This window comes from Streptomyces flavovariabilis (assembly GCF_000725785.1).
In the GTDB taxonomy this organism is placed as follows: domain Bacteria; phylum Actinomycetota; class Actinomycetes; order Streptomycetales; family Streptomycetaceae; genus Streptomyces; species Streptomyces hawaiiensis.
Map to the genome: position 1 here is coordinate 155,819 of NZ_JNXD01000007.1, position 26,895 is coordinate 182,713.

Genomic DNA, 26,895 nt, shown 5'->3' on the forward strand with positions numbered 1-26,895 from the left:
CTGCACCCTACGGTGGGGGATCGCCCTTCATTCAGGGGCGCGGGACGCTGTCTCATATGCGGCTCCGCCGCGTGGGCGCGATCAGCCACGACGAAGCCGCAGCCGCCGAACAACGCGAAGCAGGCAGACGCGACGGCTACCGATCCCTGCCGCACGCGTAGGCCAACGGCGAGATCAACTCCTCCGCGTCCGGCAGCCACCGATTCGCCGGAGTCGGCCGGCAGGCCCACTGCACAGCCCCCCGGGACCCGAACCGCGTGGGCGGCGCGGCCACGTACGCCCCCTCGCCCAGCACGGTCAGGTCCAGCGACGACACCGTCCACCCCAGCTTCCGCACCAGATCAGGCACCTTCACCCCGGCCCCCGGGAGCACGAAGAACTCCATCCGCCGATCCGGTGTGAGCGTCACCGGCCCGAGCGTCAGCTCCATCCGCTCCATGCGCGCGAGCGCCAGGAACCCGGCCGTCTCCGGCACGGAGATCGCGTCGAACGTCCGCCCCGTCGGCAGCAGGATCGACGCGGTCGGCTGCTTCTGCCACATCCGCCGCGCGACCGTCGCACTGCCCGTCGCCTGCGTCGCCCAGTCCGGACGCGCCGGGTGCGACCCGGGCGCCGGACACGCCGCGTCACCGCAGGAGCAGCGCTGACTCCCGTCGACGGCTTCCAGCCAGGTGCCGGGGAACACGTCCCAGTGGCGCTCCTCGGCGTAGCGAACAGCGGTCTCCAGCAGCGATTCCCCGCGCTGCTTCGGGATCTGAGCGGCTTCGGCGCCGGCGATCGTCTCTTCCACGATGAACACAACTCTGGTCGTCACCAGGGGTTACGCCCACCCGTGTGCGCGGGGGAGAGCATCGCCCCTGTTCCCGGGGCGCATGGATGCATGTGCGGGGGCGCGCAGGAGGATCCGTGGCCGCGCGTGGGTAGCCAGACGTGGGGCCGGCACCTGCCGGTACCCCGGCATTCCTCACATGCCTCGCATTTTCGCCTGGTCGGCGGGGCATTGATCTTCACGGCCGGATCTCTTCGCCGGGACGCGAGGGACCCCGGCCGCGGAAGACACGTCAACTCGGTGCGTGGGCAGGCACCGCAGCCACAGGGGGTACGCCATGGCCGCAAGGCCGCTCGTCGCCCGGCAGCCGAACGAACGGCTCCAGGCGCTCATCCAGGAAGCCGGATGCTCCAACGCCGGCCTGGCCCGCCGGGTCAACATGTGCGGTGCCGAGCACGGCCTCGACCTGCGTTACGACAAGACGTCGGTGGCACGCTGGCTGCGCGGGCAGCAGCCGCGGGGCCGGGCCCCGGCGATCATCGCCGAGGCCCTGGGCCGCAAACTCGGCCGTACGGTCACGATCGACGAGATCGGCATGGCCAACGGCAAGAACCTCGCCTCGGGCGTGGGCCTCCAGTTCTCACCGACGGTCCTGGGGGCCATCGAGCAGGTCTGCGAGCTGTGGCGCAGCGACGTGGGGCGGCGGGACTTCCTGTCCGGTTCCTCCGTCGCGTCGTCCGCGCTGGTCGAGCCCAGCCGGGACTGGCTGATCTCCGCGCCCGACGCGCAGGTGTCGCGCTCGGCGGGGCCGCGGGTGGGGCAGTCCGACGTGCAGGCGGTCCAGGCCATGACGCAGGCGCTGGTGGACCTCGACCACCAGTACGGCAGCGGGCATGTGCGGCCGGTCGTCGTGCACTACCTCAACAGCGTGGTCTCGGGGCTGCTGGCGGGCTCGTACCGGGAGGCGGTCGGCCGGGACCTGTTCGCCGCGGTGGCCCGCCTCACGGAGCTCGCCGGGTACATGGCCGTCGACACCGGGCAGCCGGGCCTGGCGCAGCGCTATTACATCCAGGCGCTGCGGCTGGCGCAGGCCGCCGGGGACCGCGGCTACGGCGGGTACGTCCTCGCGGCCTCCATGAGCCATCTCGCCGCACAGCTCGGAAACCCGCGGGAGATCGCCCAGTTGGCGCGGGCGGCGCAGGAAGGGGCGCGGGGGCGCGTGTCGCCGCGGGCGGAGTCGATGTTCCTCGCGGCGGAGGCGCGCGGGCACGCCCTCATGGGCGACGTGCGCGCCGCCCACTCCTCGGCAGGGCGCGCGGTGAGCGCCCTGGAGGCGGCCGATCCCGCGGCCGGGGACGACCCGGTGTGGATCAGGCACTTCGACGAGGCGTATCTCGCCGACGAGTTGGCCCACTGCCACCGGGACCTGGGGCAGGCCGAGGCGGCGGCCCGGTGCGCGCGGGAGTCGCTGGACGGGCATCCCGAGACACGGGCGCGCCGCCGGGCCATCGGCTATGTGCTGTTGGCCACGGCGCAGGTGCAGCAGCGGGAGATCGAAGAGGCGTGCACCACCGGCATGAAGGCGGTGGAACTGCTGGAGGGGCTGCGATCCAACCGGGGCGCCGAGTACCTGGAGGACTTCCAGCAGCGGCTGGAGCCGTACCGGGACGAGGCGGTGGTGAGGGAGTTCGGGGCGCGTCTCGACCTGCAGGCGGCGGCATGAACACAGGGTCTGCGGATGCGTGAACGTGCGGCGAACGGCAGCTCGGCGCTCGGGAGGTGACATGAGCAGCGTGCCGTGAGCCGGTGGTGTTACCGCGCTCACAGGGCAGGAGGCCGGGCCCTGTGCTGCGTGGCACGGGGCTCTGGGGACCCGGTAGCGTGACCCGACGATTCACAAGGTCCCCCATTAGTAGGAGTCCCGGTGACGCAGAGTGGACAGGGCGAGGAGCCCTCGGCGCGCCCCGCGCGCGAAGGCATCGTGCTGCCCTCCGACGGTGGCGAACCCCTGCTGCCGGGCATGACGGGCGGACCGGATGACACCTCCGGCCGCCGGCCCGCCCCGCCCACGACGGGCGGGCCGCAGTCCTCGGCCCCCGCGGAGGGCCAGACCTGGGGCGAGCCGTGGGGTCCCGGCCGGCAGCAGACCCCGCCCCCGGCGCCGGACCACACCTGGCAGCCCCAGCCCCAGCAGTGGAGCGCGCCGGAGCCGCCCGCGTGGGACGCGCACGCCCCGGGCGCACTCCCCCCGGAGGGCACCCGGCCCCCGAGCCCCTACGCAGGCACACCGGCGAACCCTGACCCGTACGGCACGGCTCAGCCGCCCGCGGGCCACGAGGGGTACGACCCGTACGGCGCCCAGGGCGGAGGAGCCCCGCTCCCTCCGGAGGGCTCCGGCACGCACCGGGCCGGGCAGGCCGGGCCGCCGCAGCAGCCCGCTGCTGGGTACGGGCCCCCCACCGGGGGCGGCCTGCCGCAGGGAACGCCCGGATACGGGTATCCGCAGGGCGCCGACGCCTACGGCGCCCCGGCCGGGGGCGGTGCCCAGCCGCGGCCGGGATCCGGTGCGCACAGGGCCGGATCCGGCGACTGGCAGGTGCCGCAGGGAGGCTCCGGGTACGGATATCCGCAGGGGGCCGGCCTGCCGCCGGCCACCGGTGCGTACGGGCCCGCCGGCGGAGGAGCCCCGCTGCCCCCGCCCGCCGACGAGGGCGCCACCCAGTACATACCGCCCGTCGCGGGGGACGCGGCCGCCGCTGCCACGCAGTACCTGCCGCCCGTCGCACCGGCCGCCGACGAGGGGGCGACGCAGTACATACCCCCGGTGGGCCCCGGAGCGCTGCCGCCCGAGATGCCTTCCGGGGAGGACCCCGAGACGACGCGGTTCCTGGGGACCGGTCCCCGGGCCGGGGCGGGAGCCGGGCCACTGCCGGCCGCCTCGCATCCGGACGCCGAGGCGACGCAGTACATCGCGCCGGTCCCCGGCGGGGAGAAGCAGCCGCCCGCCGAGTTCGACAACCTCTTCCGCAGTGAGGGCGGTGCCGAGAGCCCCGCCGGGGCCACGCAGCAGATGCCCCGCATCGAGCAGCCCCAGCCGCAGTCACAGCCCTCGTACGGCGCTCCCGGGCCTTCCCACGCTCCGCCCGACGGAGGCCGGTCGCGCGGTGGCCGTGCCGGCTCGCGCGTACCCGTCATCGCCGCCGTCGGTATCGGCATCGCCGTTCTCGGCGTCGGCGCGGGCGCGCTGCTCGCCGGCGGAGGCGGGGGTGACGACGACGGCGGCGACAACAAGACCGTGGCCGCCTCCGCACCCGCGGCGGACGACTCCGCCTCCCCGTCCGCCGACCCGGCCCGGGCCCAGGCGGTCGAGCTGGACAAGCTCCTCGCCGACAGCGGCGACAGCCGCAGCACCGTGATCAACGCCGTCGCCGACGTCAAGGGCTGCGACAACCTTCCCAAGGCCGCCAAGGACCTGCGGGACGCCGCCAAGCAGCGCAGCGGGCTGGTCACCCGGCTCTCCGGCATCGAAGTCGACAAGCTGCCCGGCCACGCCGCGCTGACGACCGCCCTCACCAAGGCCTGGCAGGCCTCCGCCTCGGCCGACAACCACTACGCGGCCTGGGCCGACCAGACCGCCGGCAAGAAGGGCTGCAGGAAGGGGCAGGCCCGGCCCACCAACCAGACCCAGGCCGGCAACCGCGCCAGTGGGGTCGCCAGCGCCGAGAAGGCCAAGGCGGCCGGGCTGTGGAACGGGATCGCCAAGAAGTACGGCCTGACCGAGCGTCAGCCGACGCAGCTCTGAGAGATCCGGGAGAGCCGGCGCGGACGTGAACCGCTGAGCGGGGCGCTCAGTAGTTCACGTCGGCGTTCTCCAGCGTCCTGGTCGTGTCGACGAAACCCTTGCGTGCCGAGACCAGCCGCCCCTCCCGCACCACCTGGAGGGTCACGTTCGCGTTGACCAGGCGCGGGAAGCCCACGGCGGCGAGCTTGTCCTGGAACCGCCACCGCAGCGTCGGTGTGAGCCCGCCCGTGGTGACCTTCAGGCCGTCGTCCATGGCCTCCGCCACCGTGTCGGCGGACACCTCGCCGTCGCCGAGCGACTCGACGATCTGCCGCAACACCGTGTAGGCGATCCAGGTGGTCTGCACGCCGGCGTCCGCGGGGTCGATGCGGTTGTCGCCGAAGGCCTGCTCCCGGATCACCCGCTTCATGCCGTCCCAGCGCGGATCGCTCGCCACCGGGTACCAGCCGGTGATGTACGAGCCCTCGTAGGGGCCCGACGCTCCGCCGGTCGCGTCGATCGCCGTCTGGTCGACGCTGCCCAGCACGGTGGCCGTCCGTACCTCGGGGTAGTCCTCGCGGGCCCGCCGGAAGGAGTCCATGAAGGTGCCGTTGCGGTCCCCCAGGGCGGGCACCACACACCCGCGGTCCTCTGTGCCGGTGGTCGTCGTGCGCAGAGCGCGCTCGGCCTGGCCGTCGTACTCGGTGGCGTCCTCCGCCGCCCGCTGGTCGTTCGAGGCCCGATGCCCGCCGGCCTTGAGACCGGAGTCGAGCAGCGGGGGCAGCTGGTCGCCCGTGATGGTATCGGGCCGGATCAGCACGACGGGCCCGCAGTCGGCGGCGAGCGCGCTGCCCAGCCCGGCGAGCAGCGCGGGCTGGCCGCCGTTGACGGGGTAGGACAGGGGACTGGTGAACTCGGCGTTGGTGATGCCGTAGCCGCCTATGTAGGGGATGCCGGCGCCCTCGAGCGACGGGAAGAAGGAGTCCGCGTACTGGCTGTAGGATCCGACGACCGCGACCACGTTCTCCTTGGCGGCCCGCCGGGCGCACTTCGCGGCGGCCACGCTGTCGTTGTGGTCGTTGCAGGTCAGCACGTTCAGCTTGCGGCCGTTGATCCCGCCCTTGGCGTTGATCCAGCGGGCGTAGGCGAGGGCGAAGGCGGGCATGCCGGGCTTGTTGGTGGCCTCGGTGCTCTGCGGAGCCCAGGTCATGACGGTGATGGTGTCGGCCCCGACATCCCCCGTGGTGCCGGGGACGACACCGCATCCGGCGAGGAGCGACGCGCACGCGACCGCCGTGCCCGCGGTGAGGATGCCGTTTCTGGCGTGACGGGTGAGGAGGCCGGGGAGGAATGTGCTGCGAGTGCGTCGCCTGCCGGTCATGGTTCCGCACGATTCCGCCACACGGCTAACCCATGAGTGATCTCTGGTCAACAATTGGTGACGCGCAGGTGAATTGCGGGGGCCGGTGTGACCGATGTGGAGGGGAACGTACGATCGATGACCGTGCAAGCTTCGGAGAACTCTTCCCGTCGTGGCCGTCGCTCATCCACCATGGGCGGCATGCCTGCCAACGACATGCCGTGGTGGCGCTGGCGCAGCAACGTGCGCTCGGCGCTGCACATGCTCTCCGATCCCGGGTTCCAGCGGGACGTCTGGCTGGCCGGCGTGGACGGCTACGGCGACGTGACCGACGCGGTGTACCGGCTGGTCGAGGACACCTGGCTGGACCACTGGTCCGCCGAGAAGTACGTCGGCACGATCTTCCGCGACTCGCAGGAGGCGGCCCTCGTCGACACCGCGGTGCTGCGGGTGCTGCGGATCATGCACCAGGTCGGGCCGGACGCGCCGGTCGCCGCGTACCTGGAACACGAGGCGTGGCCGGAGGCGGTCCGGGCGGCCAGGGAGGCGCATGTGCGGCTCGCGGCGAGTGACGGTGAGGAGCCGGACTCGGCGCCGCGCAGCCTGGACGTGCTGCGGATCATGACGAGTCCCGCCTAGCCGTTCCTCGGTGACCGCCCCGGTCCGGCCTGCGGGACGATTGCCGGTGGTGTCGTTCCTTGTGGGAACCTGTCCTGCATGAACGAGCAGTCCACCAGCGCCGCGGTCCCGGCCGACCAGTACGTCCTCACCCTTTCCTGCCCGGACAGGAAGGGCATCGTGCACGCCGTGTCGAGCTACCTGTTCATGACCGGCTGCAACATCGAGGACAGCCAGCAGTTCGGCGACCACGACACGGGACTGTTCTTCATGCGGGTCCACTTCTCGGCGGACGCGCCCGTGACCGTGGAGAAGCTGCGGGCCAGCTTCACGGCGATCGGTGACTCGTTCCAGATGGACTGGCAGATCAACCGGGCCGACCAGAAGATGCGCATCCTGCTGATGGTCAGCAAGTTCGGGCACTGCCTGAACGACCTGCTGTTCCGGGCGCGGACCGGGGCGCTGCCGGTGGAGATCGCCGGAGTGGTGTCGAATCACACGGACTTCGCCGAACTGGTGGGGTCGTACAACATCCCCTTCCACCACATTCCGGTGACGAAGGACACGAAGGCCGAGGCCGAGGGGCGGCTGCTCGACATCGTGCGCGAGGAGGATGTCGAACTGGTCGTGCTCGCCCGGTACATGCAGGTGCTCTCGGACGACCTGTGCAAGGCGTTGTCCGGGCGGATCATCAACATCCACCACTCGTTCCTGCCGAGCTTCAAGGGCGCGAAGCCGTACCACCAGGCTCACGCCCGGGGTGTGAAGCTCATCGGTGCGACGGCCCACTATGTGACGGCTGATCTCGACGAGGGGCCGATCATCGAGCAGGAAGTCGAGCGGGTGGGGCACGACGTGACGCCCGAGGGGCTCGTCGCGATCGGGCGGGACGTGGAGTGCCAGGCGCTGGCGCGGGCCGTGAAGTGGCATGCCGAGCGGCGGATTCTGCTCAACGGGCGGCGGACTGTGATTTTCGCCTAGGAGCTCGGGTTGTCCCGTTTCGTGGCGGGTGCGGGTTTTGTGTGGTTGTTCGCGCCCACGCGGCGGAGCCGCATGTCAGACGGAGCCCCGCGCCCCTGAGTTGCTCACATCCTGCTCAGTGAAGCGGCTGCGAACAGGACGTCCCTGATCGCCTCTCTGTCTCCCACCTGGCCCGCCGCCGCCTCCTGCGGGGGGACGTGGCCGGCGGCCAGTCGGCAGAACTCGACGCCGTCCAGGGCCACGTGGGCCACCGCGTGCTCGGCGGAGCCCTTCGCCGCGGGGGAGTCCAGGGGGATCAGCCACTCGCCGCCGCCCGAGCCCTCGATCTCCAGGCGGAGGCTGCGGCCCGGTTCGCCCGCCGCGACCAGATGGCGGTGGTGGGCGGGGGAGGCCAGACCGGCCCGGCGGCGGTGGGCCAGGGCCGTCGGCAGCATCCGGGCCGCCAGGTCGATCATGCGGTGCAGATGGCGCGGCGAGGGTGGGGCGTAGGGGTAGTCGACCGCGTCGGCGATGTCCTCCGCGTGCACCCAGCACTCGAAGGCGCGGTCGAGCATGGCGTCGTGCAGCGGCAGTTCGAAGTCGCCGTAGGACACCGGCATCTTCCCCGTGCCGCCGCCCGTGAAGGACACCGTGCGCACGAGGCCGTGACTCTGCTCCCGCCAGGGCGCGCGGACGAAGCGGGTCGGCGGGAAGTGGGAGGCGCGCCAGAACGCCTCGGTGCGGGCCGCCGGGGTCGGGTGCGGCGACGGGACGTCGCCCAGCGGGTCGTCCAGGCCGAGCGCGACCGCCACCAGGCCGTCCACGCTGAGCAGATGCGCGATGACCCCGGCGACGGTGGTGCGGCGACTCGTCGACGCGTCGGCCCGGAACCAGCGCAGCCGTACCGGCGCGTGCCACTCGGCGTCGCCGAAGTCCTGCAGCAGGGCGTCCAGGCGCGCGGTCTCGGCGTCGTACGCGGCGGCCCAGTCCGGCACCGGGATGCGCGGCGGGCGCCGCTCCAGGCAGGTGTCCAGGACGCGGGTGCGCAGCCCCGGGTCCAGGTCGAGGCTCTCGGGGCGTTGCAGCAGGCCGACCGCCTCGCGCAGCCGCCGGGCCTCGTCGGCGCAGGAGCCGCAGTCGCCGAGGTGCTCCTCGACGGCCGCCGCCTCCTCGGCCGAACACGCGGCCAGCGCCCAGGCGCCGAGCAGGGCCTTCAGCACGGGGTGCTCGAAGACGGGCGGAGCGGGCGGCGGAGCCGTGAGACCGAGGTCCGCCGGCGCGGGCAGCGGCAGCCCGCCGTCCTCGACGGAGGCCCGGGGCATGGGTATCCGCGGCGGGCGCCCCGGCCCCGGGGCCTCACCGCGCTCGGGCCGGTCCGGCTCCTCCGGCCCGTCGGACCTGCCGGGACCCGAGGGGGTGCCGGAGCCGGGCCCACGCTCGCCGCCTGCACCCCGAATGCCGCTTTCGTCCCGGGTGTTGCCTTTCTCCTCGTGGCCGTTCCGGCCGTTCTCCCCCTCGCCGCCGTCGTACGCCTCGAACCGGTCCGGCCCGTTCACACCGCACCCCCGTATCCGGGCGGTGCGCCCGGGGCCTCGGTGTCGTGGGCGGTGGAGAGCAGTTGCAGGCCCAGGCGCAGGCGGCGGCGGGCCTCGTCCTCGGTGATGTCGAGGTCGGCGGCGGTCTGGCGGTAGTCGCGGCGCTGGAAGTAGGCCCGTTCCAGGGCCGAGCGCAGCGGGACGGGCATGGACTGGACGATGTAGTCGGCGCGGGCGGCGACCGAGGCGCGGCGCACCTTGTGCTCCAGTTCCTCCGCGGTGCCGGAGCCTTCGCGGGTGAGGGCGGCGGTCTCGGTGGCGCGCAGCCGCTGCACCGCCAGCCGGTGGGTCAGTGTGGCGACCCAGGTGCGCAGCGGGCCCTGCTTGGGGTCGTAGGAGTCGGGATGCTCCCAGACGTGGAGGAAGACCTCGCGCGTGATGCGGTCGGCGGCGCGTTCGTCGCCGAGCACGCGGTGGGCCAGGCCGTGCACGAGCGAGGCGAACCGGTCGTACAGCTCACCGAGGGCGGCCGCCTCCCCACGGGCGAGCCGCTGCTGCATCGTGCGGTCCCAGCGAGGCGGTACGTCCTTTTTCGCCATGCGGGCCCCTCACCCCCTGCTCGTGTCCCGCGCCCGTGCCTTGTCCAGCTTGTGCCCGACGTCTCCTCGAATGTAGTCGGCACGTCCGGTAGCGCACGCCCCTTTGTGGCAATGTGCGCCCCCTGACCGGCCGCAGGTGGTAGAGGGCGACCGGTGCTCGCACCGAGAGCCTTTGGGCTCGCGCCTACCCCACTGCCCTCCGATCAGACCTGACTGAAGAGGATCGAACAGGATCGAAGTCGACTAAAACAAGCCTCTTCCGCGGGGGATCCGTTTTTTGGGTTGTGTTTCAGGGAACGGCCGCTGGGCAGCCGCGCTGCAAGGAAGCGTAGGGACTGCTTCCGGTTTGGCGAGCGAGGGGCGTGGTGGTGACCTTCAAAGTGACCGGCGGCGAGCAGGGCGAATGGGCCGTGCTCCAGGTGTCGGGCGAGCTGGATCTGGTGACGTCGCCGGTGCTGCGTCAGCGCGTGCACGACGTCGTGGCCGAGGGGCACCACTGTCTCGTCCTGGATCTGTCCGAGGTGTTCTTCTGCGACTCCAGCGGCGTCGGCGTGCTCATCGCGGCCCGCCGGCTGATCCGCTCCTGCCAGGGCCGGCTGCGCCTCGTGCTGCCCGCCCGGGGCGCGGCCGACGGGTCCCACGTCAACCGGGTCCTCGGCGCGCTGGGCGTGCGCAGGCTGTTCGACGTGTACGGCGATGTGCACGCGGCCCTCGGCGACGAGGGCGAACCCCTGTCCGCGTGACGGCGCGATGACGCACGGTAGACCGAGTGTTGCCGTTCCGGCACGCCGTTGTCCCGGAATTCCCCCGGTCTTGGCACAAGTGACGTTTTCCCGCGCCCGAACGGCTCCCTCCGTCGTACGCTCCGACCCAGACGCACCCCACCCGACGTAAGGCGGCCCGAAAGAGACATGGTCAGCAGCGAGTACGAGCGCAGGATCGCCGCCCGGTTCGCCACCTTCGACCAGGACGGCAACGGCTACATCGACCGCGAGGACTTCTACGGCGCGGCCAAGGCGCTGCTCACGGAGTTCGCCGTGGCGGCCAGGTCCGACAAGGGGCAGGCCCTGTACGGCGGCGCCGAGGCCTTCTGGCAGGGCATGGCCGGGATGGCGGACCGCGACGGCGATCAGCGCATCACGCGCCAGGAGTTCGTCAACGGCGCGGTCAAGCGCCTGCGCGACAACCCCGACCGGTTCGCCGAGATCGCCCGCCCCTTCCTGCACGCGGCCCTGGACGTCGCCGACACCGACGGTGACGGCGCGGCGACGATCGAGGAGGTTGGCCGTGTCCTGAAGTGTCTCGGCGTCCCCGAGGACATCGCCGGGCCGGCCGTCGCCACGCTCGACGCGGACGGTGACGGCAAGGTCGGCGAGGCCGAGGTCATCCCGGCCTTCGCCCGCTACTTCACGGTGCCCGAATAGCCTGAACACGGGCGCGTGCCCGACGGCGTCACGTGCCCGCAAAGCGCTCGCGGAGCTTGTACTTCAGCACCTTCCGCAGGGTCTCGCCCCGCGGAAGGGCGGCCACCACCTCCAGCCGCTCCGGCAGCTTGTGCACCGACAGTCCCTCGGTGCGCAGGAAGTCGGTCACGGCGGCGAGCGTCAGCGCCTCGGCCCCCGGGGGCTGTTCCACCACCGCGCACACCAGCTCCCCGCGTGCCGCGTCCGGCAGCCCGATCACCGCCACGTCCCCGACCGCCGGATGCCGGTGCAGCAGGTCCTCGATCTCCTGGGCCGAGATGTTCTCGCCCTTGCGGATGATCACGTCCTTCAGCCGGCCGGTGAGGACCAGGTGCCCACTCTCCGTGAGACGCCCCAGGTCGCCGGTGCGCAGGAACCCGTCCCCGTCGAAGGCCTCCGCCGTCTGCCCCGGATCCAGATACCCCCGGCACACGGCCTCCCCGCGCAGCCGCACTTCACCGTCCACGATCCGGATCTCCATGCCCTGCGGCGGTCGTCCCTCGGTCGTCGCCAGCAGCTCGGCGCCGTCGTCCGGCGCCCCCATGGTGATCATCGGCACCTCGGTCATGCCGTACCCGTGGGTGAGCTGCACGCCCATCTCGCGCACCACGGCGTGGTACAGCTCCGGCGGCTTGGGCGCCCCGCCGCCCGCCAGCAGCCGCAGGGTCGGCACCACGGGCGCCCCGGGCCGCTTGCGCTGCTCGGCCAGGAACATCGAGTAGAACGCCGTCGACCCGCCCGCCATCGTCACGCCGTGCGCGCGGTACGCCTCCAGCGCCTCCGGCAGCGCGAACTGCTCGAACAGCAGCGCCGGGAAGCCGTACAGCAGCAGCATCACCGTGTAGTCGGGCCCGCCGATGTGGGCGTACGGGAAGGCGATCGAGCCCACGTCGTCCGCCGAGGGCCGCAGCGCGTGCGCCAGGCAGGAGCCGCCCGCGAGCAGCGAACGGTCCGTGTGCAGCACGCCCTTGGGGTCGGACGTCGTACCGGACGTCCAGTAGATCCAGCGGACGGCGGTGCCGTCACAGGGCGGGGGAGGCAGCACGGACGGATCGCCGTCGGGCAGGTCGTCGTAGGCCTCGAAGACGCCCTTCGCGCCCAGCCGGCGGGCCATCGCCGTGTGGTCGAAGCCGCGCCAGGTGCCCGGCACCGCGAAGAACTCCGCCTTCGACTCACGCAGCGCGAAGCCGACCTCGCGGTCCCGGTAGAAGGGGATCACCGGGGTCTGTACGGCGCCGAGACGGGCCAGGGCGAAGGACAGCACGGCCGTCTCGATGCGGGTGGGCAGCTGCCAGGCGACCACCGTGCCGGGGCGTACCCCCCTGCCGTACAGCCCGGCCGCGACCCGCTCGGCACGCGCGCGCAGCGCCTCGAAGGTGAGCGTGCGGCCGTCCTGGAGGAAGAGCGGCCGGCCGGGGGTGAGCGCGGCGCGGCGGGTGACCAGCTCCCACAGGGTGCGGGACGAACTCAGGGCGTGCGGGGTCTCGTTCACGGAATGCCCCTGCTCCTTGGCTGACGGGTCGTCAGATGGGATGCTAACTGACGCTGCATCAGATAAGTACCGTCCGGCGGAGGGGACCCATGGCGACCGAACTGCCCCGCATCATCAGCGTCGACGACCACGTGATCGAGCCCGCCCACCTCTTCGACACCTGGCTGCCGGCCAAGTACCGCGACCGCGGCCCGAAGCCACTGACCGCCGGGATCGGTGAACTCGCCTACATCGGCGGCAAGTACCGCATCACCATGGACCCGGACGGCCAGCCCACCGACTGGTGGGTCTACGAGGACCTGAAGTTCCCGTACAAGCGCAACATCGCCGCCGTCGGCTTCGACCGGGACGAGATGACCCTGGAGGGCATCACCCGGGACGAGATGCGGCGCGGCTGCTGGGATCCCAAGGCGCGGCTGGAGGACATGGACCTCAACCACGTCGAGGCGAGTCTCTGCTTCCCCTCCTTTCCCCGCTTCTGCGGCCAGACCTTCGCCGAGGCGCACGACAAGGAGGTCGCCCTCGCCTGTGTGCGCGCCTACAACGACTGGATGGTCGAGGAGTGGTGCGGCGACAGCGGCGGGCGGCTCATCCCGCTGTGCCTGATCCCGCTGTGGGACGTCGGCCTGGCCGTCGAGGAGATCCGCCGCAACGCCGCCCGCGGGGTGAAGGCCGTGACCTTCTCCGAGATCCCCACCCACCTCGGGCTGCCGTCCATCCACTCCGGCTACTGGGACCCGTTCTTCGCGGTCTGCGAGGAGACCGGGACGGTCGTCAACATGCACATCGGATCGTCCTCGCAGATGCCGGCCGCCTCCCCGGACGCGCCGCCCGCCGTCCAGGCCTCGCTCAGCTTCAACAACGCGATGGCCTCGATGATGGACTTCCTGTTCAGCGGGGTCCTGGTGCGGTTCCCCCGCCTCAAACTCGCCTACTCCGAGGGACAGATGGGCTGGGTCCCCTACGCCCTGGAGCGCGCCGACGACGTCTGGGAGGAGCACCGCGCCTGGGGCGGCGTCCGCGACACGATCCCCGAGCCGCCGTCGACGTACTACTACCGGCAGATGTTCTGCTGCTTCTTCCGCGACAAGCACGGCGTGGCGTCGATCGACGTGGTCGGCCGGGACAACGCCACCTTCGAGACCGACTACCCGCACGTCGACTCGACCTTCCCGCACACCAAGGAGGTCGCCCTCGACCACGTCAAGGGACTCGACGACGAGACCGTGTACAAGCTGATGCGGGGCAACGCCATCCGGATGCTCGGCCTGGACCTCGACCGCTGATGGACCTGTCGTACACGCCCGAGGAGGAGGACTTCCGGGCACGGCTGCGGGACTGGCTCACGGCGGTGCTCCCCGGTCTCCCGCCCGAGCCGTCCCCCGACGACTGGCCGGGCCGGCGGGCGTACGACCTCGGCTGGCAGCGCAGGCTCCACGACGCCGGGTACGCGGACGTCCACTGGGGCGCCTCCCCGACTCTGCGGCTGATCTTCCTGGAGGAGACCGAGAAGGCCGGCGCGCCCTATGTGGGCGCCGGATTCGTGGGGCTGCTGCACGCCGGACCGACGATCGCAGCCGAGGGCACGGAGGAGCAGCGGGCACGCTGGCTGCCGCCGATCCTGCGCGGCGAGGAGGTCTGGTGCCAGGGCTTCAGCGAACCGGAGGCCGGTTCCGACCTCGCGGCCCTGCGCACGCGCGCGTGGCGCGACGGCGACCACTACGTGGTGACCGGCTCCAAGATCTGGACCTCTCACGCGGAAGTCGCCGACTGGTGCGAGCTGTTGGTCCGCACCGACCCCGAGGCGCCCAGGCACCGGGGGATCACGTGGCTCGCCCTGCCCATGGACGCGCCGGGCGTCACCGTGCGGCCGCTGCGCACGCTCGCCGGGTCGGCCGAGTTCGCGCAGGTGTTCCTCGACGAGGTGCGGGTGCCGGTGCGCAACCGGGTCGGTGCGGAGAACGACGGCTGGCGCGTGACCATGGTGACGCTGTCCTTCGAGCGGGGCACGGCCTTCGCGGGTGAGGTCGTCGCCTGCCGCCGAGTCCTGGCCGAACTGGCCGTCGAGGCCCGAAGGAACGGCCGCTGGGACGACCCGGCACTCAGGCGCCGGCTGGGCAGGCTCAACGCGGAGTTCCGGGCGCTGTGGCGGCTCACCCAGTGGAACGTGAGTGCGGCGGAGGCGTCGGGCGGGGTACCGGGCACCGGCGGCTCGGTCTTCAAGCTCCGCTACTCGCACGCCCGCCAGGAGCTCTACGACGCCGCCGCCGAGGTGCTGGGCCCCGACTGCCTCGACCTGGACCGGCCGTGGACCCTCGACCGGCTGTCCTCCCTCTCCTACACCATCGCGGCCGGCACCTCGCAGATCCAGCACAGCATCATCGCCGAGCGCATACTCGGCCTGCCGAAGGGACGGTGAGGCGCCGTGCGGTTCCGCCTGACGGACGACCAGCGGGCGCTGCGGGACGGCGTACGCGGGGTGCTCGCACGGCATTTCGACGGACAGGTCCTGCGGGCTGCCGCGGAGGGCGCCGGTGGCGGTGGGGCCGGTGCGGGGGGCGGCGGCATCGGCGGTGAGGGGGCGGGCCGTTGCGGGGCGGGCGATGACGTCTCGGAGGGTGACGGAGCGGGTCCGGACGGGGGCGGCGGTGGCGGTGTGGGCGGTCCCCGGGCGGGTGGTGAACGGGCGGGCCGTTCCGGGGCGGCCGGCTCGGAGCCGGGCGGTGAGCGGATGGGTCCTTCCGGGGCGGGCGGTGATGACGCGGCGCGCGGTTCCGCGTACGCCGGTGCCGCGGGCGGTGGGGCGGCGGGCCGTCGTGGAGCGGGCCGTGCCGTCGGAGCGCCGCGGCTCGACCGGGGGCTGTGGCGGGTCCTCGGTGACCTCGGGTTCTTCGCGCTGCGGGTGCCGGAGGCGGACGGCGGGGTCGGACTCGGGCTGCCGGAAGCCGTGTTGGTGTTCGAGGAGGCGGGGCGGGTACTGCTGCCCGGGCCGCTCATCGCCACGCACCTCGCGGCCGGTGCCGTACCGGGCGCCGCCACCGGGGAGACGGTGGTGGCAGCCGTGGACGGCGGGCTCGTGGAGTGGCTGGCGGAGGCGGACGTCGTACGCGGGGACGCCACCGCAGCCGTGCCCCTGCGCTCACTCGACCCGCTGACGCCCCTGCACCGCGTGCCCGTCCGGGCCGCCGACCCCGTAGCGAGCCTCCTCACCGCCGCCGAGCAGCTCGGAACGGCCACCCGCGTCTGCGAACTGGCGGCGCAACACGCCCGGGCGCGCCAGCAGTTCGGACGGCCCATCGGGACCTTCCAGGCGGTGGCGCATCTGTGCGCGGGGATCTTGGTCCGGGCGGAGACGGCCCGCGCCGCGGTGTACGCGGCTGCCGTCACCGCCGACCCGGCCGACATCGCCGCCGCCCGGATCCTCGCCGACGAGGCCGCCGTGCGCGGCGCCCGCGACTGTCTCCAGGTGCACGGCGGCATGGGCTTCACCTGGGAGTCCGAGGTCCATCTGCATCTGAAGCGTGCATGGGTTCGAACCCAACGTGCGGGCGGAGTCACGCAGAGTGAGGAGCTGCTCGCGGCCGCTCTGGCGCCCGGAGCGACCTGACGGCCCGTCTGGCTGCGGTATCGCCGTACGCACTCCCGGAGATGTCGCGGATCGTGGCATACCGGAATTACGGAGCGTTGATATCGGCTTGTGTCCTCAGTGTGACTCGTTACGGCCTGGAGTCGATTGCCCGCTCCGGTACCTTGTGTGAGATGCGAGTGGCTCCGAGCGCAGTGCGACCCCGTGGCGCCGCCTGTTCGACTGCCTGCGGCGAGCGTCGCACAGTATGCCGCACGGGTACTCCTTCGCGCTGGAATATGCCCGAAGCGCTTGTTGGCGTGACTGTACGTCAACCATGCTGTCCCACAAGGGATTCACGTTCTGTGATCCTTGTCCCGGCCGTTGTTCTGGCCATGCAGAAAATGGCTACGATCGTGGCCCTCGTGAGGCGCGAGCCTAAGTGTCCGCCGGTTCGGATGGTGTGAGCGGTGCAGGTGCTTCAAGTGCAGCTGGAGATCCGGCCCGACCCCGCAGAAGTGGGGCGAGCCCGGCGGTGGGCCCGCTCGCGCCTGGCCGGGTCCGGCATACAGGCCGACGAACCCCTCGCCGAGACGCTGATCCTGCTCGTCTCCGAGCTCGTCACCAACGCCGTGGTGCACACCGGCCGTCCCGCCGTCCTGCGGCTGTCCCTGCCGCACGTGGTGACGGAGGAGTCCACGGTGCGCCTCGAGGTCGCGGACCGCAGTGGCCGGGCCCCCGTGCCCCGGTGCGCCGGCGACGAAGCGACCGGCGGCCGGGGTCTGGCTCTCGTCGACGGCCTCGCCGACCGCTGGGGCTGGAGCGTCGACTCCACCGGCAAGCGCATCTGGTGCGAGCTGGACCGGTGCGTGAAGTCCCCCGGCCTCACGGCGCCATGCGGCGGCGGCGCGGTGGCGTGCGGCGGCGGGGCGGCTTTCGAGGGTCTGGCGTACGAGGCGGTGTAGTACCGCCGCCCGTACGCGCCCCGCGAGGTGTGCGACGGCACATGCCGCGGGTGTGTGCGCGGGGCCGGGGCACGGATGCACGACGGGTCGGCGGGTTTGGTCAGGGCGTACGGCGATGCGCCGGGACGTGCTTCTGTGCGCGCCTGGGTCAAAAGCCGCATAAGTGTCGTACCCCCGAACGGGTGTTGACGGGTCGTGACTGGATGCTCACGCTGGTGGGCAGCGATTCGCCGTGAGGGGACGGCGAGGGCTTCGGTGGACGGCAGCCCTCGGCGAGTGTGAGTCGCGATTCGGCGTCGGCTCCCTTCAGGGCCAGGGAGCCGGGCGGGAGCGCCGGAGTCGGGTGGCGGCGCGCGCTGCCGTGCTCGGGGCGAGCAGCGCGGCGCCGCCATCCAGCTTCAGTGGGTGGCGGCCCGGCCGTGCCGGTCCGCCGGGCGTCCGGTTGGGCGGGTCCCACGGCCCGCCGGCCTACAGAACGGCGACGGGTGCCACCGGAGAGCCGGTCGCCCCCGTGAACGGCTCGGGGGTCGCCGTCAGCAGGAACGCGTACCGGTCCGCTTCTCCACAGGCTGTGGACAACTTTTCGAGATTCCAGTTCTGGCCCTGTGGCATGCCCATCTCCACGAGGTCGAGGGCGTGCACCGGCAGCCAGAGGTCCTCCATCTCCGGCGGGAACACCTCGAAGGTCAGGGTGTCGTTGGCGACGGCCGCGACATCGCGCGCGTGGAACCACTCCGGCGTCCGGATCGACAGTCCCGGCGACGGATGGGCGTAACCGTGGCGGTCCCCGGCCAGGCAGGCCTGGATCTGCCCGGTCCTCACGAGCACGACGTCCCCCGCCCGCACCCGCGTGCCGGCCAGTTCCTCGGCGGCGTCCAGGTCCTCGGGCGTGACGGCGTACCCGCCGCCGAGCCGGGCCGTGCCACGGGCCCGGGCGACGTCCAGCAGCACCCCGCGCGAGACGAGGTGCCGGACCGTGCCGATGCCGCTGAACCCGGCGCCGCCGTGCGGGGTGACGGTGTGCGCGGGACGGCCGTTGTAGAGCCGGCCCGAGTGCGAGACGTGGGACAGCGCGTCCCAGTGGGTGGCCGCCTGGAGTCCCATGGTCACGACGTCGTCGCTGCACGCGACCGTGCCCGGGCCGAAGATCTCCTGGTTGATCTGCACCATCGCGTGCAGGGGGTTGACGCGGCCGGGGATCATGCCGGTCTGCACGCCGTCCTGCTGGAGGGGCAGTGCGAGCGGGACCCGCCGGCCGGTGCGGACGGTCGCCGCGGCTTCCCTGACGACCTCGTCGGTGATCAGGTTCAGCGTGCCGATCTCGTCGTCGGACCCCCAACGTCCCCAGTTGTTCACGCGCTTGGCGATGTCGTGGAACGCGTCCGACAGCGACATGAGTCCTCCCCGGGGCTTGTCTTCCCGTATCTGACGGGCCGTAGAATTCGGAGAACGAGAATCTAACGGTCCGTCAGAAACCGTGGGACGGGAAGGGGACGGGCGTGGGGAACTTCTTGGCAGGCAAGGTCGTCGCCGTCACGGGCGCCGGGCGGGGCATCGGCCGGGCGGTCGCGCTCGCGGCGGCGGCCGAGGGGGCGAAGGTCGTCGTCAACGACTACGGCGTCTCGGTCGACGGCGCGTCACCGGCGAGCGAGGTCGCCCAGGCCGTGGTCAAGGAGATCGAGGCGGCGGGCGGAAAGGCCGTGGCCGTCGCCGACGACATCTCCACGATGGCGGGCGGGCAGCGGGTCGTCGACGTGGCGCTGGCGTCGTACGGGCGGCTGGACGGGGTGGTCTGCGTGGCCGGGATCCTGCGCGAGCGGATGCTGTTCAACATGACCGAGGAGGAGTGGGACCCGGTCGTCGCGACCCATCTGAAGGGCACGTTCACGGTGTTCCGGGCGGCCTCCGCGGTGATGCGGAAGCAGCGGTCCGGGACGTTGATCGGCTTCACCAGCGGCAACCATCAGGGGTCGGTGTCACAAGCCAACTACAGCTCGGCCAAGGGCGGGATCATCTCCTTGGTGCGCAGCGCCGCGCTGGGGCTGCACAAGTACGGGGTGACGGCGAACGCGGTGGCGCCCGTCGCGCGGACCCGGATGTCGGCGGGAGTGCCGATGGAACTGGCCGAGATCGGGGAGCCGGAGGATGTCGCCGCGCTGGTGGTGTATCTGCTGTCCGATGCGGCGGGGCGAGACGGGGTGACCGGGCAGGTGTACACGGTGGCCGGGGCGAAGATCGCGGTGTGGGCGCAGCCGCGCGAACTGCGTGCCGCGTATGCCTCCGGCGGTTGGACCGCGGAGCGGATCGCGGAGTTTCTGCCCGGGTCGGTGGGGGTGGATCCGATGCCGTTGCTGGAGCGGGTGCGGGAGATGGAGAGGGCTGCGGCTCGGGGGGAGCGGCCCAACGCCCAGTAGCCCGGGGGCGGGGGTTGTCCGGCGGGTGCGGGCCTCGTCGTGGCTTGTCGCGCAGTTCCCCGCGCCCCTTCAGGGCGTTGGTCCGCGGGCAGTCGTGCCGCCTGGGGCGGCACGGGTGGGCGCGGGCGGCACCCCGCGGCGCCGGGTTGCGCACCCGCCCCGCCTCAGCCCATCACCCAGTCACTTCGATCCAAGGCGGCGATCGTGGACTTCGGATTCGCTCGAGAGGACCAGGACTTCCGTGACGAAGCCCGGGCCTGGCTTGCCGAGAACGTCAAGGGCGAGACGGAACAACGCGTGTGGGAGCGCACCCTCGGTGCTGCCGGGTGGATCGGGCTCGGGTGGGGCAGGGACGGCTACGGGAACCGCACCGCCACCCTCACCCAGCAGGTCGTCTGGGCCGAGGAGTACGCGCGGTCGGCGGCGCCCCCGCGCTCCGGGCACATCGGGGAGAATCTGCTCGCCCCCACGCTCCTCGCCCACGGCACCGACGAGCAGAAGTCCCGCTTCCTCCCGCCGATCGCCGCCGGTGCCGAACTCTGGTGCCAGGGCTACAGCGAACCCGGCGCCGGATCGGACCTGGCCGGTGTCCGTACCGCGGCCGTGCGCCAGCCGGAGGGTCCTACGTACCGGGTGACCGGGCAGAAGATCTGGACGTCGCTCGCGCACGAGGCGGACTGGTGTTTCGTGCTGGCCAGGACCGAACCCGGCTCGGCGCGGCACCACGGCCTGTCGTTCCTGCTCGTCCCCATGGACCAGCCCGGCCGGATCGAGGTCCGTCCCATCCGCCAGATGACGGGCACCAGCGACTTCAACGAAGTCTTCTTCGACGGCGCGCACGCGGAGCACGTCGTCGGCGGCGAGGGCAACGGCTGGCGCGTCGCCATGAGCCTGCTCGGCTTCGAACGGGGCGTGTCCACGCTGGCCCAGCAGATCGGGTTCGCCGAGGAACTGGGCGCTGTGGTGCGCGCGGCCGTGGCCTCGGGCGCCGCGCACGACCCCGTCGTACGGGAGCGGCTCGTGCGGCAGTGGGCCGAACTGCGGACGATGCGCTGGAACGCCCTGCGCACGCTGGGGAGTTCCGTCGACCCGGGCGCCCCGAGCGTGGCCAAGCTGCTGTGGGCCGGCTGGCACCAGCGGCTGGGGGAGCTGGCGGTGCTGGTGCGGGGTGCGGCGGCAGGAGTGGGCCCCGCCGACTGGTCGGCCTCCGCGCCGTACGAACTGGACGCGGCGCAGCATCTGTTCCTCTTCTCCCGGGCCGACACCCTCTACGGCGGTTCGGACCAGATCCAGCGCACGATCATCGCCGAGCGCTTGCTCGGCCTGCCCAGGGAGCCCAAGGGGGCCGTGTGATGCGAGGCGTGATCTTCGACGGGAAGCAGGTCCGGGTCGTGGCCGACCTGGAGGTGCGGGAGCCGGGGCCGGGCGAGGTGCGGGTCGCGATCGCGGCGGCCGGACTGTGCCACAGTGATCTGTCGGTGGTGGACGGCACCATCCCTTTCCCCGTTCCCGTGGTGCTGGGCCATGAGGGGGCCGGGGTCGTGGAGGCGGTGGGTGGGGGCGTCACCCATGTCGCGCCCGGTGACCATGTGGCGCTGTCCACCCTGGCGAACTGCGGCACGTGCGCCGAGTGCGACCGGGGCCGGCCGACCATGTGCCGGCAGGCCATAGGGCGCCCGGGCCGGCCGTTCGCCCACGACGGCTCACCGGTGCACCAGTTCGCGTCGAACTCGGCGTTCGCCGAGCGCACGGTCGTCAAGGCCGTACAGGCGGTCAAGATCCCCGACGACATTCCGCTGACCTCGGCGGCGCTCATCGGGTGCGGGGTGCTGACCGGGGTGGGCGCCGTACTGAACCGGGCGCGGGTGGACCGCGGTGACAGCGTTTTGGTCATCGGGACGGGCGGCATCGGCCTGAACGTGCTTCAGGGCGCGCGGCTCGCGGGCGCCGGGCGGATCGTGGCCGTCGACACCGACCCGGCGAAGGAGGAGGCGGCACGCCGGTTCGGCGCGACCGACTTCCTGCCCTCGACCGACGGTGTGCGCGACCTCCTGCCCACGGGCGTGGACCACGCCTTCGAGTGCGTCGGCCGCGTGGAGCTGATCCGGCAGGCGATCGACGCCCTGGACCGGCACGGCCAGGCCATCCTGCTCGGGGTCCCGCCCGCCACGGCCGAGGCGTCCTTCCGCGTCTCCTCGATGTACCTCGACAAGTCCATCCTGGGCTGCCGCTACGGCTCCTCCCGCCCCCAGCGGGACATCGCCCTGTACGCCGGCCTGTACCGCCGAGGGCGCCTCCTGCTCGACGAACTGGTCACCCGGACCTACCCGGTCGAGGACTTCGAGAGGGCGGCGGCGGACGCGGAGGCGGGGCGGGTGGCGCGGGCCGTGCTCACGTTCTGAGGGCAGTGGCCGCGTCGTTCTCCGCCCGGAACGTGCGCCGGTAGGCGGTGGGCGTGACGCCGAGGGCCGACTGGAGGTGCTGGCGCATCGACTGGGCCGTGCCGAAGCCCGCGTCCCGCGCCACCTGGTCCACGGAGCGGTCGGTGCACTCCAGGAGGTGGCGGGCCCGCTCCACGCGCTGCTGGGTGAGCCATTGCCCGGGGCTGACACCGGTCTCCTCGCGGAAGCGGCGGGTGAAGGTGCGCACCGACATGGACTCCTGGGCGGCCATGTCGCGCAGCTGGATCGGCTCGTGGAGGCGGCCCAGGGCCCAGGTGCGGGCCGAGGTGGTGGTCGCCTGCTGCGGGTCGGGCACGGGCCGGTGGATGTACTGCGCCTGACCGCCGTCGCGGTGCGGCGGCACGACCATGCGGCGGGCCACGTCGTTCGCGACCGCCGCGCCGTGGTCGCGGCGCACCATGTGCAGGCACAGGTCGACGCCGGCCGCGACGCCGGCGGAGGTCAGGATGTCGCCGTCGTCGATGAACAGGACGTCCGGGTCGACCTCGATCTGCGGGAAGAGCCGCTGGAACCGGTCGGCGTCGGCCCAGTGCGTGGTGGCGGGGCGGCCGTCGAGGAGACCGGCGGCGGCGAGGACGTAGACGCCGGTACAGATCGAGGCGAGCCGGGTGCCGGGGCGGATGCGGGCGAGGGCGGCGGCCAGTTCGCCGGTGAGCACGCCCTGCTCGAAGACCGGGCCGAGTTCGTACGACGCCGGGACGATCACGGTGTCGGCGGTGGCCAGGGCCTCGGGGCCGTGCTCGACCTGGATGGCGAAGTCGGCGTCGGTCTGCACCGGGCCCGGCGGGCGGATCGAGCAGGTGACGACGTCGTACAGAGGGCGCCTCTCGGCGTCCCTGGGGCGGCCGAAGATGCGGTGCGGGATGCCCAGCTCGAAGGGGAGCAGGCCGTCGAGGGCGAGGACGACGACGCGGTGCGGGCGGAACTCCGTCTCACGGCTCATGGCCCGATCCTAATGAATGCTGTCCTTCGGGCCACTCGATGGAGTGCGGCGCGGATCGGAAGCTCTATGTCGTGACCCAGACAACCGAAGCGGCGGCTGTGCAGCAGGCGCCGAAGCCGACTCGTGCGCGGGTGCACCGCGCCTGGTTCGTCGCCGCCGTCACCTTCGTGACGATCATCGGCGCGGCCGCCTTCCGGTCCGTGCCGGGCCTGCTCATCGATCCGCTGCACGACGAGTTCGACTGGTCACGCGGCACGATCGGCGCCGCCGTCTCGGTGAATCTCGCGCTCTACGGTCTGACGGCCCCGTTCGCGGCGGCCCTGATGGACCGCTTCGGCATCCGCCGGGTCGTCGCGGTCGCCCTGACCGTGATCGCGGCCGGCTCCTGGCTCACCGTGTGGATGACCGCCGCCTGGCAGCTGATGCTGTGCTGGGGCCTGCTGGTCGGACTCGGCTCCGGCTCCATGGCGCTGGCCTTCGCGGCGACCGTCACCAACCGCTGGTTCACCGAACGGCGCGGCCTGGTCAGCGGCATCCTCACCGCCGCCTCGGCCTCCGGCCAGCTGATCTTCCTGCCCCTGCTGTCCTGGATCATCGAGCGCTACGACTGGCGCCCGGCGGCCGTGACGGTCGCCCTCGCCGCGCTCGCGGTCGTGCCGTTCGTGTGGCTCCTGCTGCACGACCACCCCGCGGACGTGGGCCTGAAGCCGTACGGCGCCGCCGAGTTCGTGCCCAAGCCCCCGCCCGTCCCCGGCGCGGCCCGCCGGGCCGTGAGTGTCCTGTTCTCGGCCGTACGCACCGGCCCGTTCTGGCTGCTCGCCGGTACCTTCGCGATCTGCGGCGCCTCCACCAACGGTCTGATCCAGACCCACTTCATCCCCGCGGCCCACGACCACCACATGCCCGTCCAGGCCGCCGCCTCCCTGCTCGCGGTCATCGGCGTCTTCGACGTCGTCGGCACGATCGCCTCCGGCTGGTTCACGGACCGCTTCGAGCCGCGCCGCCTGCTGGCGGTGTACTACGCGCTGCGGGGCGTGTCGCTGATGTTCCTCCCGCTCCTGCTGGGCCCCGCGGTCCACCCCCCGATGATCTTCTTCATCGTCTTCTACGGCCTCGACTGGGTCGCCACCGTCCCGCCCACCCTCGCCCTGTGCCGCGAGCACTACGGCGAGGACAGTGCGATCGTCTTCGGCTGGGTCCTCGCCTCCCACCAGGTCGGAGCCGCCCTCGTCGCCTTCCTGGGCGGCGTCGCCCGCGACACGTTCGGTACGTACGACGTGGTCTGGTACGCGTCGGGGGCGCTGTGCGCGGCGGCGGCGCTGATGGCGCTGGTGATCCGGAGGCGGGCGGAGGGCGAGGCGGCGGTGGCCTGAACCGGGCCCCCGGCTCACCTCGTCCGTCTGCCCTGCCGGGTGAGGCCCGTTCCGGCGGTGTGGCGGATCCTCTTCGTCCGGCCGCTGCCGGCCAGGATCCCGAGGGCCTCGGGGGCCGTCCCGGTGGCGATTCTGAGCTGGAGCCAGTCGGACGACGCGAGCAAGTCGTCCCGGTGCCAGGGCAACCGGAGCGCGATGGCCCGGAAGAGGGACCACTCCCGCAGACGCCGGGTCAGGAAGGGATGCGGAACCATGGCCCGGGCCATGGCCGCTGCCCACCCCTCCCAGGCGGGTTCGAGGCAGAGCTCCGCCGCCCGGCGGTCGAGGTGCCGCACCACGGCGGCCTTGGCCATCACCCGGTCCGGGTCGGCGAGGACGCGGCCGACCAGCTCGATCTCGCCGGTGTCGGTGACCCTTTCCAGCTCGGCCAGGTACGCGGCGAAGCGGGCGTGCTCGGCGGGTTCCCGGGTGGTGTCTTCGGGTGGCACAGGGCCGTGTGCCTTCCTGGTGTCCACGCGGAGGCCCTCGCCGTCCTGTGGCCGGGACGTGTCGGGCCGGGGCCGCTGTTCGCCCTACCGGGCGTTCGGAGCGGCCGCCTCCAGGTCGGTGACGGTGCCCGACATGATGGTCCGCACGTGTGTGGTGATGTGCTCCGCGGGCCAGTCCCACCAGGCCACCGCCAGCAGCCGGGCGATGTCCGGGGCGTCGTAGCGGGTGCGGATGAGGCGGGCCGGGTTGCCGCCGGCGATGCCGTAGTCGGGTACGTCCGTGGTGACCACGGAGCCGGTGGCGATGATCGCGCCGTGCCCGATCCGTACGCCGGGCATCACCGTCGTGCCGTGACCGAACCAGACGTCGTTGCCGACGACCGTGTCCCCTCGGTTCGGCAGACCGGTGAGCAGGTCGAAGTGGTCGGCCCACGAGCCGCCCATGGTGGGGAACGGGAAGGTCGAGGGGCCGTCCATCCGGTGGTTGGCGCCGTTCATGATGAACCGCACGCCCGTGCCCAGGGCGCAGAACCGGCCGATGATCAGCTTCTCCGGCCCGTAGTGGTAGAGCACGTTGCGCGTCTCGAACGCCGTCGGGTCGTCCGGATCGTCGTAATAGGAGTACTCCCCGACCTCGATCAGCGGGGACTTCACCAGCGGCTTGAGCAGCACCACCCGGGGCTGATCGGGCATCGGGTGCAGGATCGTCGGGTCGGCCGGCACAGGCATGGGCGGGGGTTCCTCATCGGTCGCGGGGCTGTGTCCGGCCCATGATCGTCACATCGGCCGCCCAGGGACACCCGATTTCGCCGCCGTCAGTGACGGCGGCCGGATCCGCGCCCGGCCTATCCTGAGGGCGGGAGCGCTGCTCCTTCTTGACTCCCGGCTCGGAAAGGTCAGTTGATGACACTCGGCATGGTCCTCGGTGACGTGATCGTCGTGGCTTCGCGCGTTCGCTCACGTTCGACCTTCCGAGGAGTCTGCCGTGTCCACGATCCACTGGGTCGAGGCTCAACCCCGTTCCGCCCGCTGGCACTCTGAGTCCGGGCTGCCCCTGCCCCGCCGGGTCGTCGTCGCCGACGACCGTATGCGGGCCGCCGTCGCCCACCGGCTGGCCTGCGAGGGCACCGCGCTGCTGTGGCGCGGGGATTTCCACAACGCCCGTCAGCTGCTGCGCGCGATGGATCGCCGGGTCGGCCGCAGCACGCCCGGTGTGCCGGGTTCCGCGGCCGAGGCGTTTCACGCACAACGCCGGTTCCGCGCCCACCGCGCGCGGGTGCTCGGCAAGGTGCTCGTCCTGCTCGAGGAGGACCACACCCTGGCGTTGCGTCGCGCGCCGGATGTGCGCCGGGCCTGCGACGAGGCCTACGGGCCGCCGACCGACGGGCCTTTCGCCGTCGCCCTCACGGAACTGCTGGGTGTGATCAGCGCCCGGGAGTGGCGGGAGAAAGGAGTGCACGTACCGGCGCTGGGCGCGCGGGTCCACCCGCACTACGGGGTGTTCGCGCCGACCCGGAGCGAGTACGTCGATCTCGTCGCCCGGGCGCCCTTGCCGTGCGGCGGTGCCGTTCGTACGGCGTTCGACCTGGGCACGGGCACCGGGGTGCTCGCCGCCGTGCTGGCCCGGCGCGGGATCGGGCAGGTGGTGGCCACGGACGTCAGCGCCCGGGCACGGGAGTGCGCCCGGGCGAACATGCGGCGGCTGGGGCTCACGGCGACCGTCCGCGTCACCGGGCCGGGCCTGTACCCCGACGGACGTGCCGGCCTCGTCGTCTGCAACCCGCCCTGGGTTCCCGCCAAGCCCGCCTCCGACCTCGACCTCGGGGTCTACGACGCGGGCGGTGGCATGCTCCGCGGGTTCCTCGGCGGGCTCGCCGGCCGGCTGGAACCCGGCGGTGAGGGCTGGCTCGTCCTGTCCGACCTCGCCGAACTGCTCGGGCTGCGCCGCCGGGAGGAGCTGATGGCCGCCGTGGAGGAGGCCGGGTTGCGGGTCGTCGGCCGGATGGACACCCGGCCGCGCCACGCGCGCGTGCGGGACACCGGCGATCCGCTGCACGCCGTGCGGGCCGCCGAGGTCACGTCACTGTGGCGGCTGGCGGCGGCGTGAG

At 72.6% G+C, this 26,895-nt stretch carries 24 protein-coding genes; 15 read left to right on the top strand and 9 right to left on the bottom strand.

Going from position 1 to position 26,895, the window contains the following annotated elements:
• Positions 1-136: 136 nt before the first annotated feature.
• Entirely contained in the window at positions 137-799 is a 663-nt protein-coding gene (locus tag IO24_RS0115265; protein WP_107062961.1) for a bifunctional DNA primase/polymerase, read from the bottom strand.
• A gap of 307 nt (positions 800-1,106) precedes the next feature.
• Here IO24_RS0115265 and IO24_RS0115270 point away from each other — a divergent pair, with 307 nt between their 5' ends.
• Both IO24_RS0115270 and IO24_RS0115275 read left to right on the top strand, forming a co-directional pair.
• On the top strand, positions 1,107-2,492 hold the full coding sequence (locus IO24_RS0115270; protein ID WP_031136010.1) for an NsdA family TPR-like regulatory protein: 1,386 nt from the start codon (positions 1,107-1,109) through the stop codon (positions 2,490-2,492).
• A 201-nt stretch (positions 2,493-2,693) separates the two neighbouring features.
• Positions 2,694-4,571, top strand: coding sequence for a hypothetical protein (locus tag IO24_RS0115275; RefSeq protein WP_031136012.1), 1,878 nt, complete (start codon positions 2,694-2,696; stop codon positions 4,569-4,571).
• Positions 4,572-4,617: 46 nt separating this feature from the next.
• Here IO24_RS0115275 and IO24_RS0115280 read toward each other — a convergent pair whose 3' ends face one another.
• Entirely contained in the window at positions 4,618-5,931 is a 1,314-nt protein-coding gene (locus IO24_RS0115280) for an ABC transporter substrate-binding protein (RefSeq protein WP_031136014.1), read from the bottom strand.
• Between the two features lie 117 nt (positions 5,932-6,048).
• On the opposite strand from IO24_RS0115280, the gene IO24_RS0115285 reads away from it, so the two are divergent.
• Together IO24_RS0115285 and purU are read left to right on the top strand one after the other, a co-directional pair.
• On the top strand, positions 6,049-6,549 hold the full coding sequence (locus tag IO24_RS0115285) for an SCO4402 family protein (protein ID WP_031136015.1): 501 nt from the start codon (positions 6,049-6,051) through the stop codon (positions 6,547-6,549).
• A gap of 78 nt (positions 6,550-6,627) precedes the next feature.
• Entirely contained in the window at positions 6,628-7,509 is an 882-nt protein-coding gene (gene purU / locus IO24_RS0115290) for a formyltetrahydrofolate deformylase (RefSeq protein ID WP_031136016.1), read from the top strand.
• Positions 7,510-7,613: 104 nt separating this feature from the next.
• Here purU and IO24_RS0115295 read toward each other — a convergent pair whose 3' ends face one another.
• Together IO24_RS0115295 and IO24_RS0115300 are read right to left on the bottom strand one after the other, a co-directional pair.
• Positions 7,614-9,044, bottom strand: coding sequence for a zf-HC2 domain-containing protein (locus tag IO24_RS0115295; protein WP_031136018.1), 1,431 nt, complete (start codon positions 9,042-9,044; stop codon positions 7,614-7,616).
• Positions 9,041-9,622 (bottom strand): sigma-70 family RNA polymerase sigma factor, encoded by a 582-nt coding sequence (locus tag IO24_RS0115300; protein WP_031136019.1) that lies wholly within the window; start codon positions 9,620-9,622, stop codon positions 9,041-9,043. Before IO24_RS0115300 ends, IO24_RS0115295 begins: the two co-directional genes overlap by 4 nt.
• A 362-nt stretch (positions 9,623-9,984) precedes the next feature.
• On the opposite strand from IO24_RS0115300, the gene IO24_RS0115305 reads away from it, so the two are divergent.
• Both IO24_RS0115305 and IO24_RS0115310 read left to right on the top strand, forming a co-directional pair.
• Positions 9,985-10,365 (top strand): STAS domain-containing protein, encoded by a 381-nt coding sequence (locus IO24_RS0115305; RefSeq protein WP_031136021.1) that lies wholly within the window; start codon positions 9,985-9,987, stop codon positions 10,363-10,365.
• Positions 10,366-10,533: 168 nt separating this feature from the next.
• Complete coding sequence (locus IO24_RS0115310; RefSeq protein WP_031136023.1) at positions 10,534-11,046, top strand: EF-hand domain-containing protein; 513 nt, start codon at positions 10,534-10,536, stop codon at positions 11,044-11,046.
• 28 nt (positions 11,047-11,074) lie between these two features.
• Here the strand turns inward: IO24_RS0115310 and IO24_RS0115315 are convergent, their stop codons facing one another.
• On the bottom strand, positions 11,075-12,577 hold the full coding sequence (locus IO24_RS0115315; RefSeq protein ID WP_031136025.1) for a class I adenylate-forming enzyme family protein: 1,503 nt from the start codon (positions 12,575-12,577) through the stop codon (positions 11,075-11,077).
• An 89-nt stretch (positions 12,578-12,666) separates the two neighbouring features.
• Here IO24_RS0115315 and IO24_RS0115320 point away from each other — a divergent pair, with 89 nt between their 5' ends.
• The 4 genes from IO24_RS0115320 to IO24_RS0115335 all read left to right on the top strand — a co-directional run bounded on the left by IO24_RS0115320 (position 12,667) and on the right by IO24_RS0115335 (position 17,107).
• Positions 12,667-13,863, top strand: a complete 1,197-nt coding sequence (locus IO24_RS0115320) for an amidohydrolase family protein (RefSeq protein WP_031136027.1) — start codon at positions 12,667-12,669, stop codon at positions 13,861-13,863.
• Entirely contained in the window at positions 13,863-14,996 is a 1,134-nt protein-coding gene (locus IO24_RS0115325; RefSeq protein ID WP_031136030.1) for an acyl-CoA dehydrogenase, read from the top strand. Before IO24_RS0115320 ends, IO24_RS0115325 begins: the two co-directional genes overlap by 1 nt.
• 312 nt (positions 14,997-15,308) lie before the next feature.
• Positions 15,309-16,184 carry an acyl-CoA dehydrogenase family protein gene (locus tag IO24_RS0115330; protein WP_078899285.1) on the top strand — a complete coding sequence of 292 codons (876 nt, stop codon included), beginning with the start codon at positions 15,309-15,311 and terminating at the stop codon, positions 16,182-16,184.
• Positions 16,185-16,627: 443 nt separating this feature from the next.
• Positions 16,628-17,107 (top strand): ATP-binding protein, encoded by a 480-nt coding sequence (locus IO24_RS0115335; protein WP_031136034.1) that lies wholly within the window; start codon positions 16,628-16,630, stop codon positions 17,105-17,107.
• A 468-nt stretch (positions 17,108-17,575) separates the two neighbouring features.
• Here IO24_RS0115335 and IO24_RS0115340 read toward each other — a convergent pair whose 3' ends face one another.
• Complete coding sequence (locus IO24_RS0115340; RefSeq protein ID WP_031136036.1) at positions 17,576-18,502, bottom strand: cyclase family protein; 927 nt, start codon at positions 18,500-18,502, stop codon at positions 17,576-17,578.
• Positions 18,503-18,606: 104 nt separating this feature from the next.
• Here IO24_RS0115340 and IO24_RS0115345 point away from each other — a divergent pair, with 104 nt between their 5' ends.
• The 3 genes from IO24_RS0115345 to IO24_RS0115355 all read left to right on the top strand — a co-directional run bounded on the left by IO24_RS0115345 (position 18,607) and on the right by IO24_RS0115355 (position 21,923).
• Positions 18,607-19,521: an SDR family NAD(P)-dependent oxidoreductase gene (locus IO24_RS0115345; protein WP_031136038.1), complete on the top strand. Its 915-nt coding sequence runs from the start codon at positions 18,607-18,609 to the stop codon at positions 19,519-19,521.
• Positions 19,522-19,725: 204 nt separating this feature from the next.
• Positions 19,726-20,874 carry an acyl-CoA dehydrogenase family protein gene (locus tag IO24_RS0115350; protein ID WP_031136039.1) on the top strand — a complete coding sequence of 383 codons (1,149 nt, stop codon included), beginning with the start codon at positions 19,726-19,728 and terminating at the stop codon, positions 20,872-20,874.
• Entirely contained in the window at positions 20,874-21,923 is a 1,050-nt protein-coding gene (locus tag IO24_RS0115355; protein ID WP_031136040.1) for a Zn-dependent alcohol dehydrogenase, read from the top strand. Before IO24_RS0115350 ends, IO24_RS0115355 begins: the two co-directional genes overlap by 1 nt.
• On the opposite strand, the gene IO24_RS0115360 is transcribed toward IO24_RS0115355, so the two are convergent.
• A complete protein-coding gene (locus IO24_RS0115360) occupies positions 21,913-22,926 on the bottom strand; it encodes a GlxA family transcriptional regulator (protein WP_031136042.1) in 1,014 nt (337 codons plus the stop codon). The genes IO24_RS0115355 and IO24_RS0115360 overlap by 11 nt on opposite strands.
• A 71-nt stretch (positions 22,927-22,997) precedes the next feature.
• Here IO24_RS0115360 and IO24_RS0115365 point away from each other — a divergent pair, with 71 nt between their 5' ends.
• Positions 22,998-24,299, top strand: a complete 1,302-nt coding sequence (locus tag IO24_RS0115365) for an MFS transporter (protein ID WP_031136044.1) — start codon at positions 22,998-23,000, stop codon at positions 24,297-24,299.
• A 14-nt stretch (positions 24,300-24,313) separates the two neighbouring features.
• Here IO24_RS0115365 and IO24_RS0115370 read toward each other — a convergent pair whose 3' ends face one another.
• Together IO24_RS0115370 and IO24_RS0115375 are read right to left on the bottom strand one after the other, a co-directional pair.
• Complete coding sequence (locus IO24_RS0115370; RefSeq protein ID WP_031136046.1) at positions 24,314-24,787, bottom strand: hypothetical protein; 474 nt, start codon at positions 24,785-24,787, stop codon at positions 24,314-24,316.
• A gap of 84 nt (positions 24,788-24,871) precedes the next feature.
• The gene (locus tag IO24_RS0115375) at positions 24,872-25,516 is read right to left on the bottom strand and encodes a CatB-related O-acetyltransferase (RefSeq protein WP_031136048.1); all 645 of its coding nucleotides are present in this window, start codon (positions 25,514-25,516) and stop codon (positions 24,872-24,874) included.
• Between the two features lie 256 nt (positions 25,517-25,772).
• Between IO24_RS0115375 and IO24_RS0115380 the strand changes: the two genes are divergently transcribed.
• Complete coding sequence (locus IO24_RS0115380) at positions 25,773-26,894, top strand: methyltransferase (protein ID WP_031136049.1); 1,122 nt, start codon at positions 25,773-25,775, stop codon at positions 26,892-26,894.
• Position 26,895: the final 1 nt, after the last annotated feature.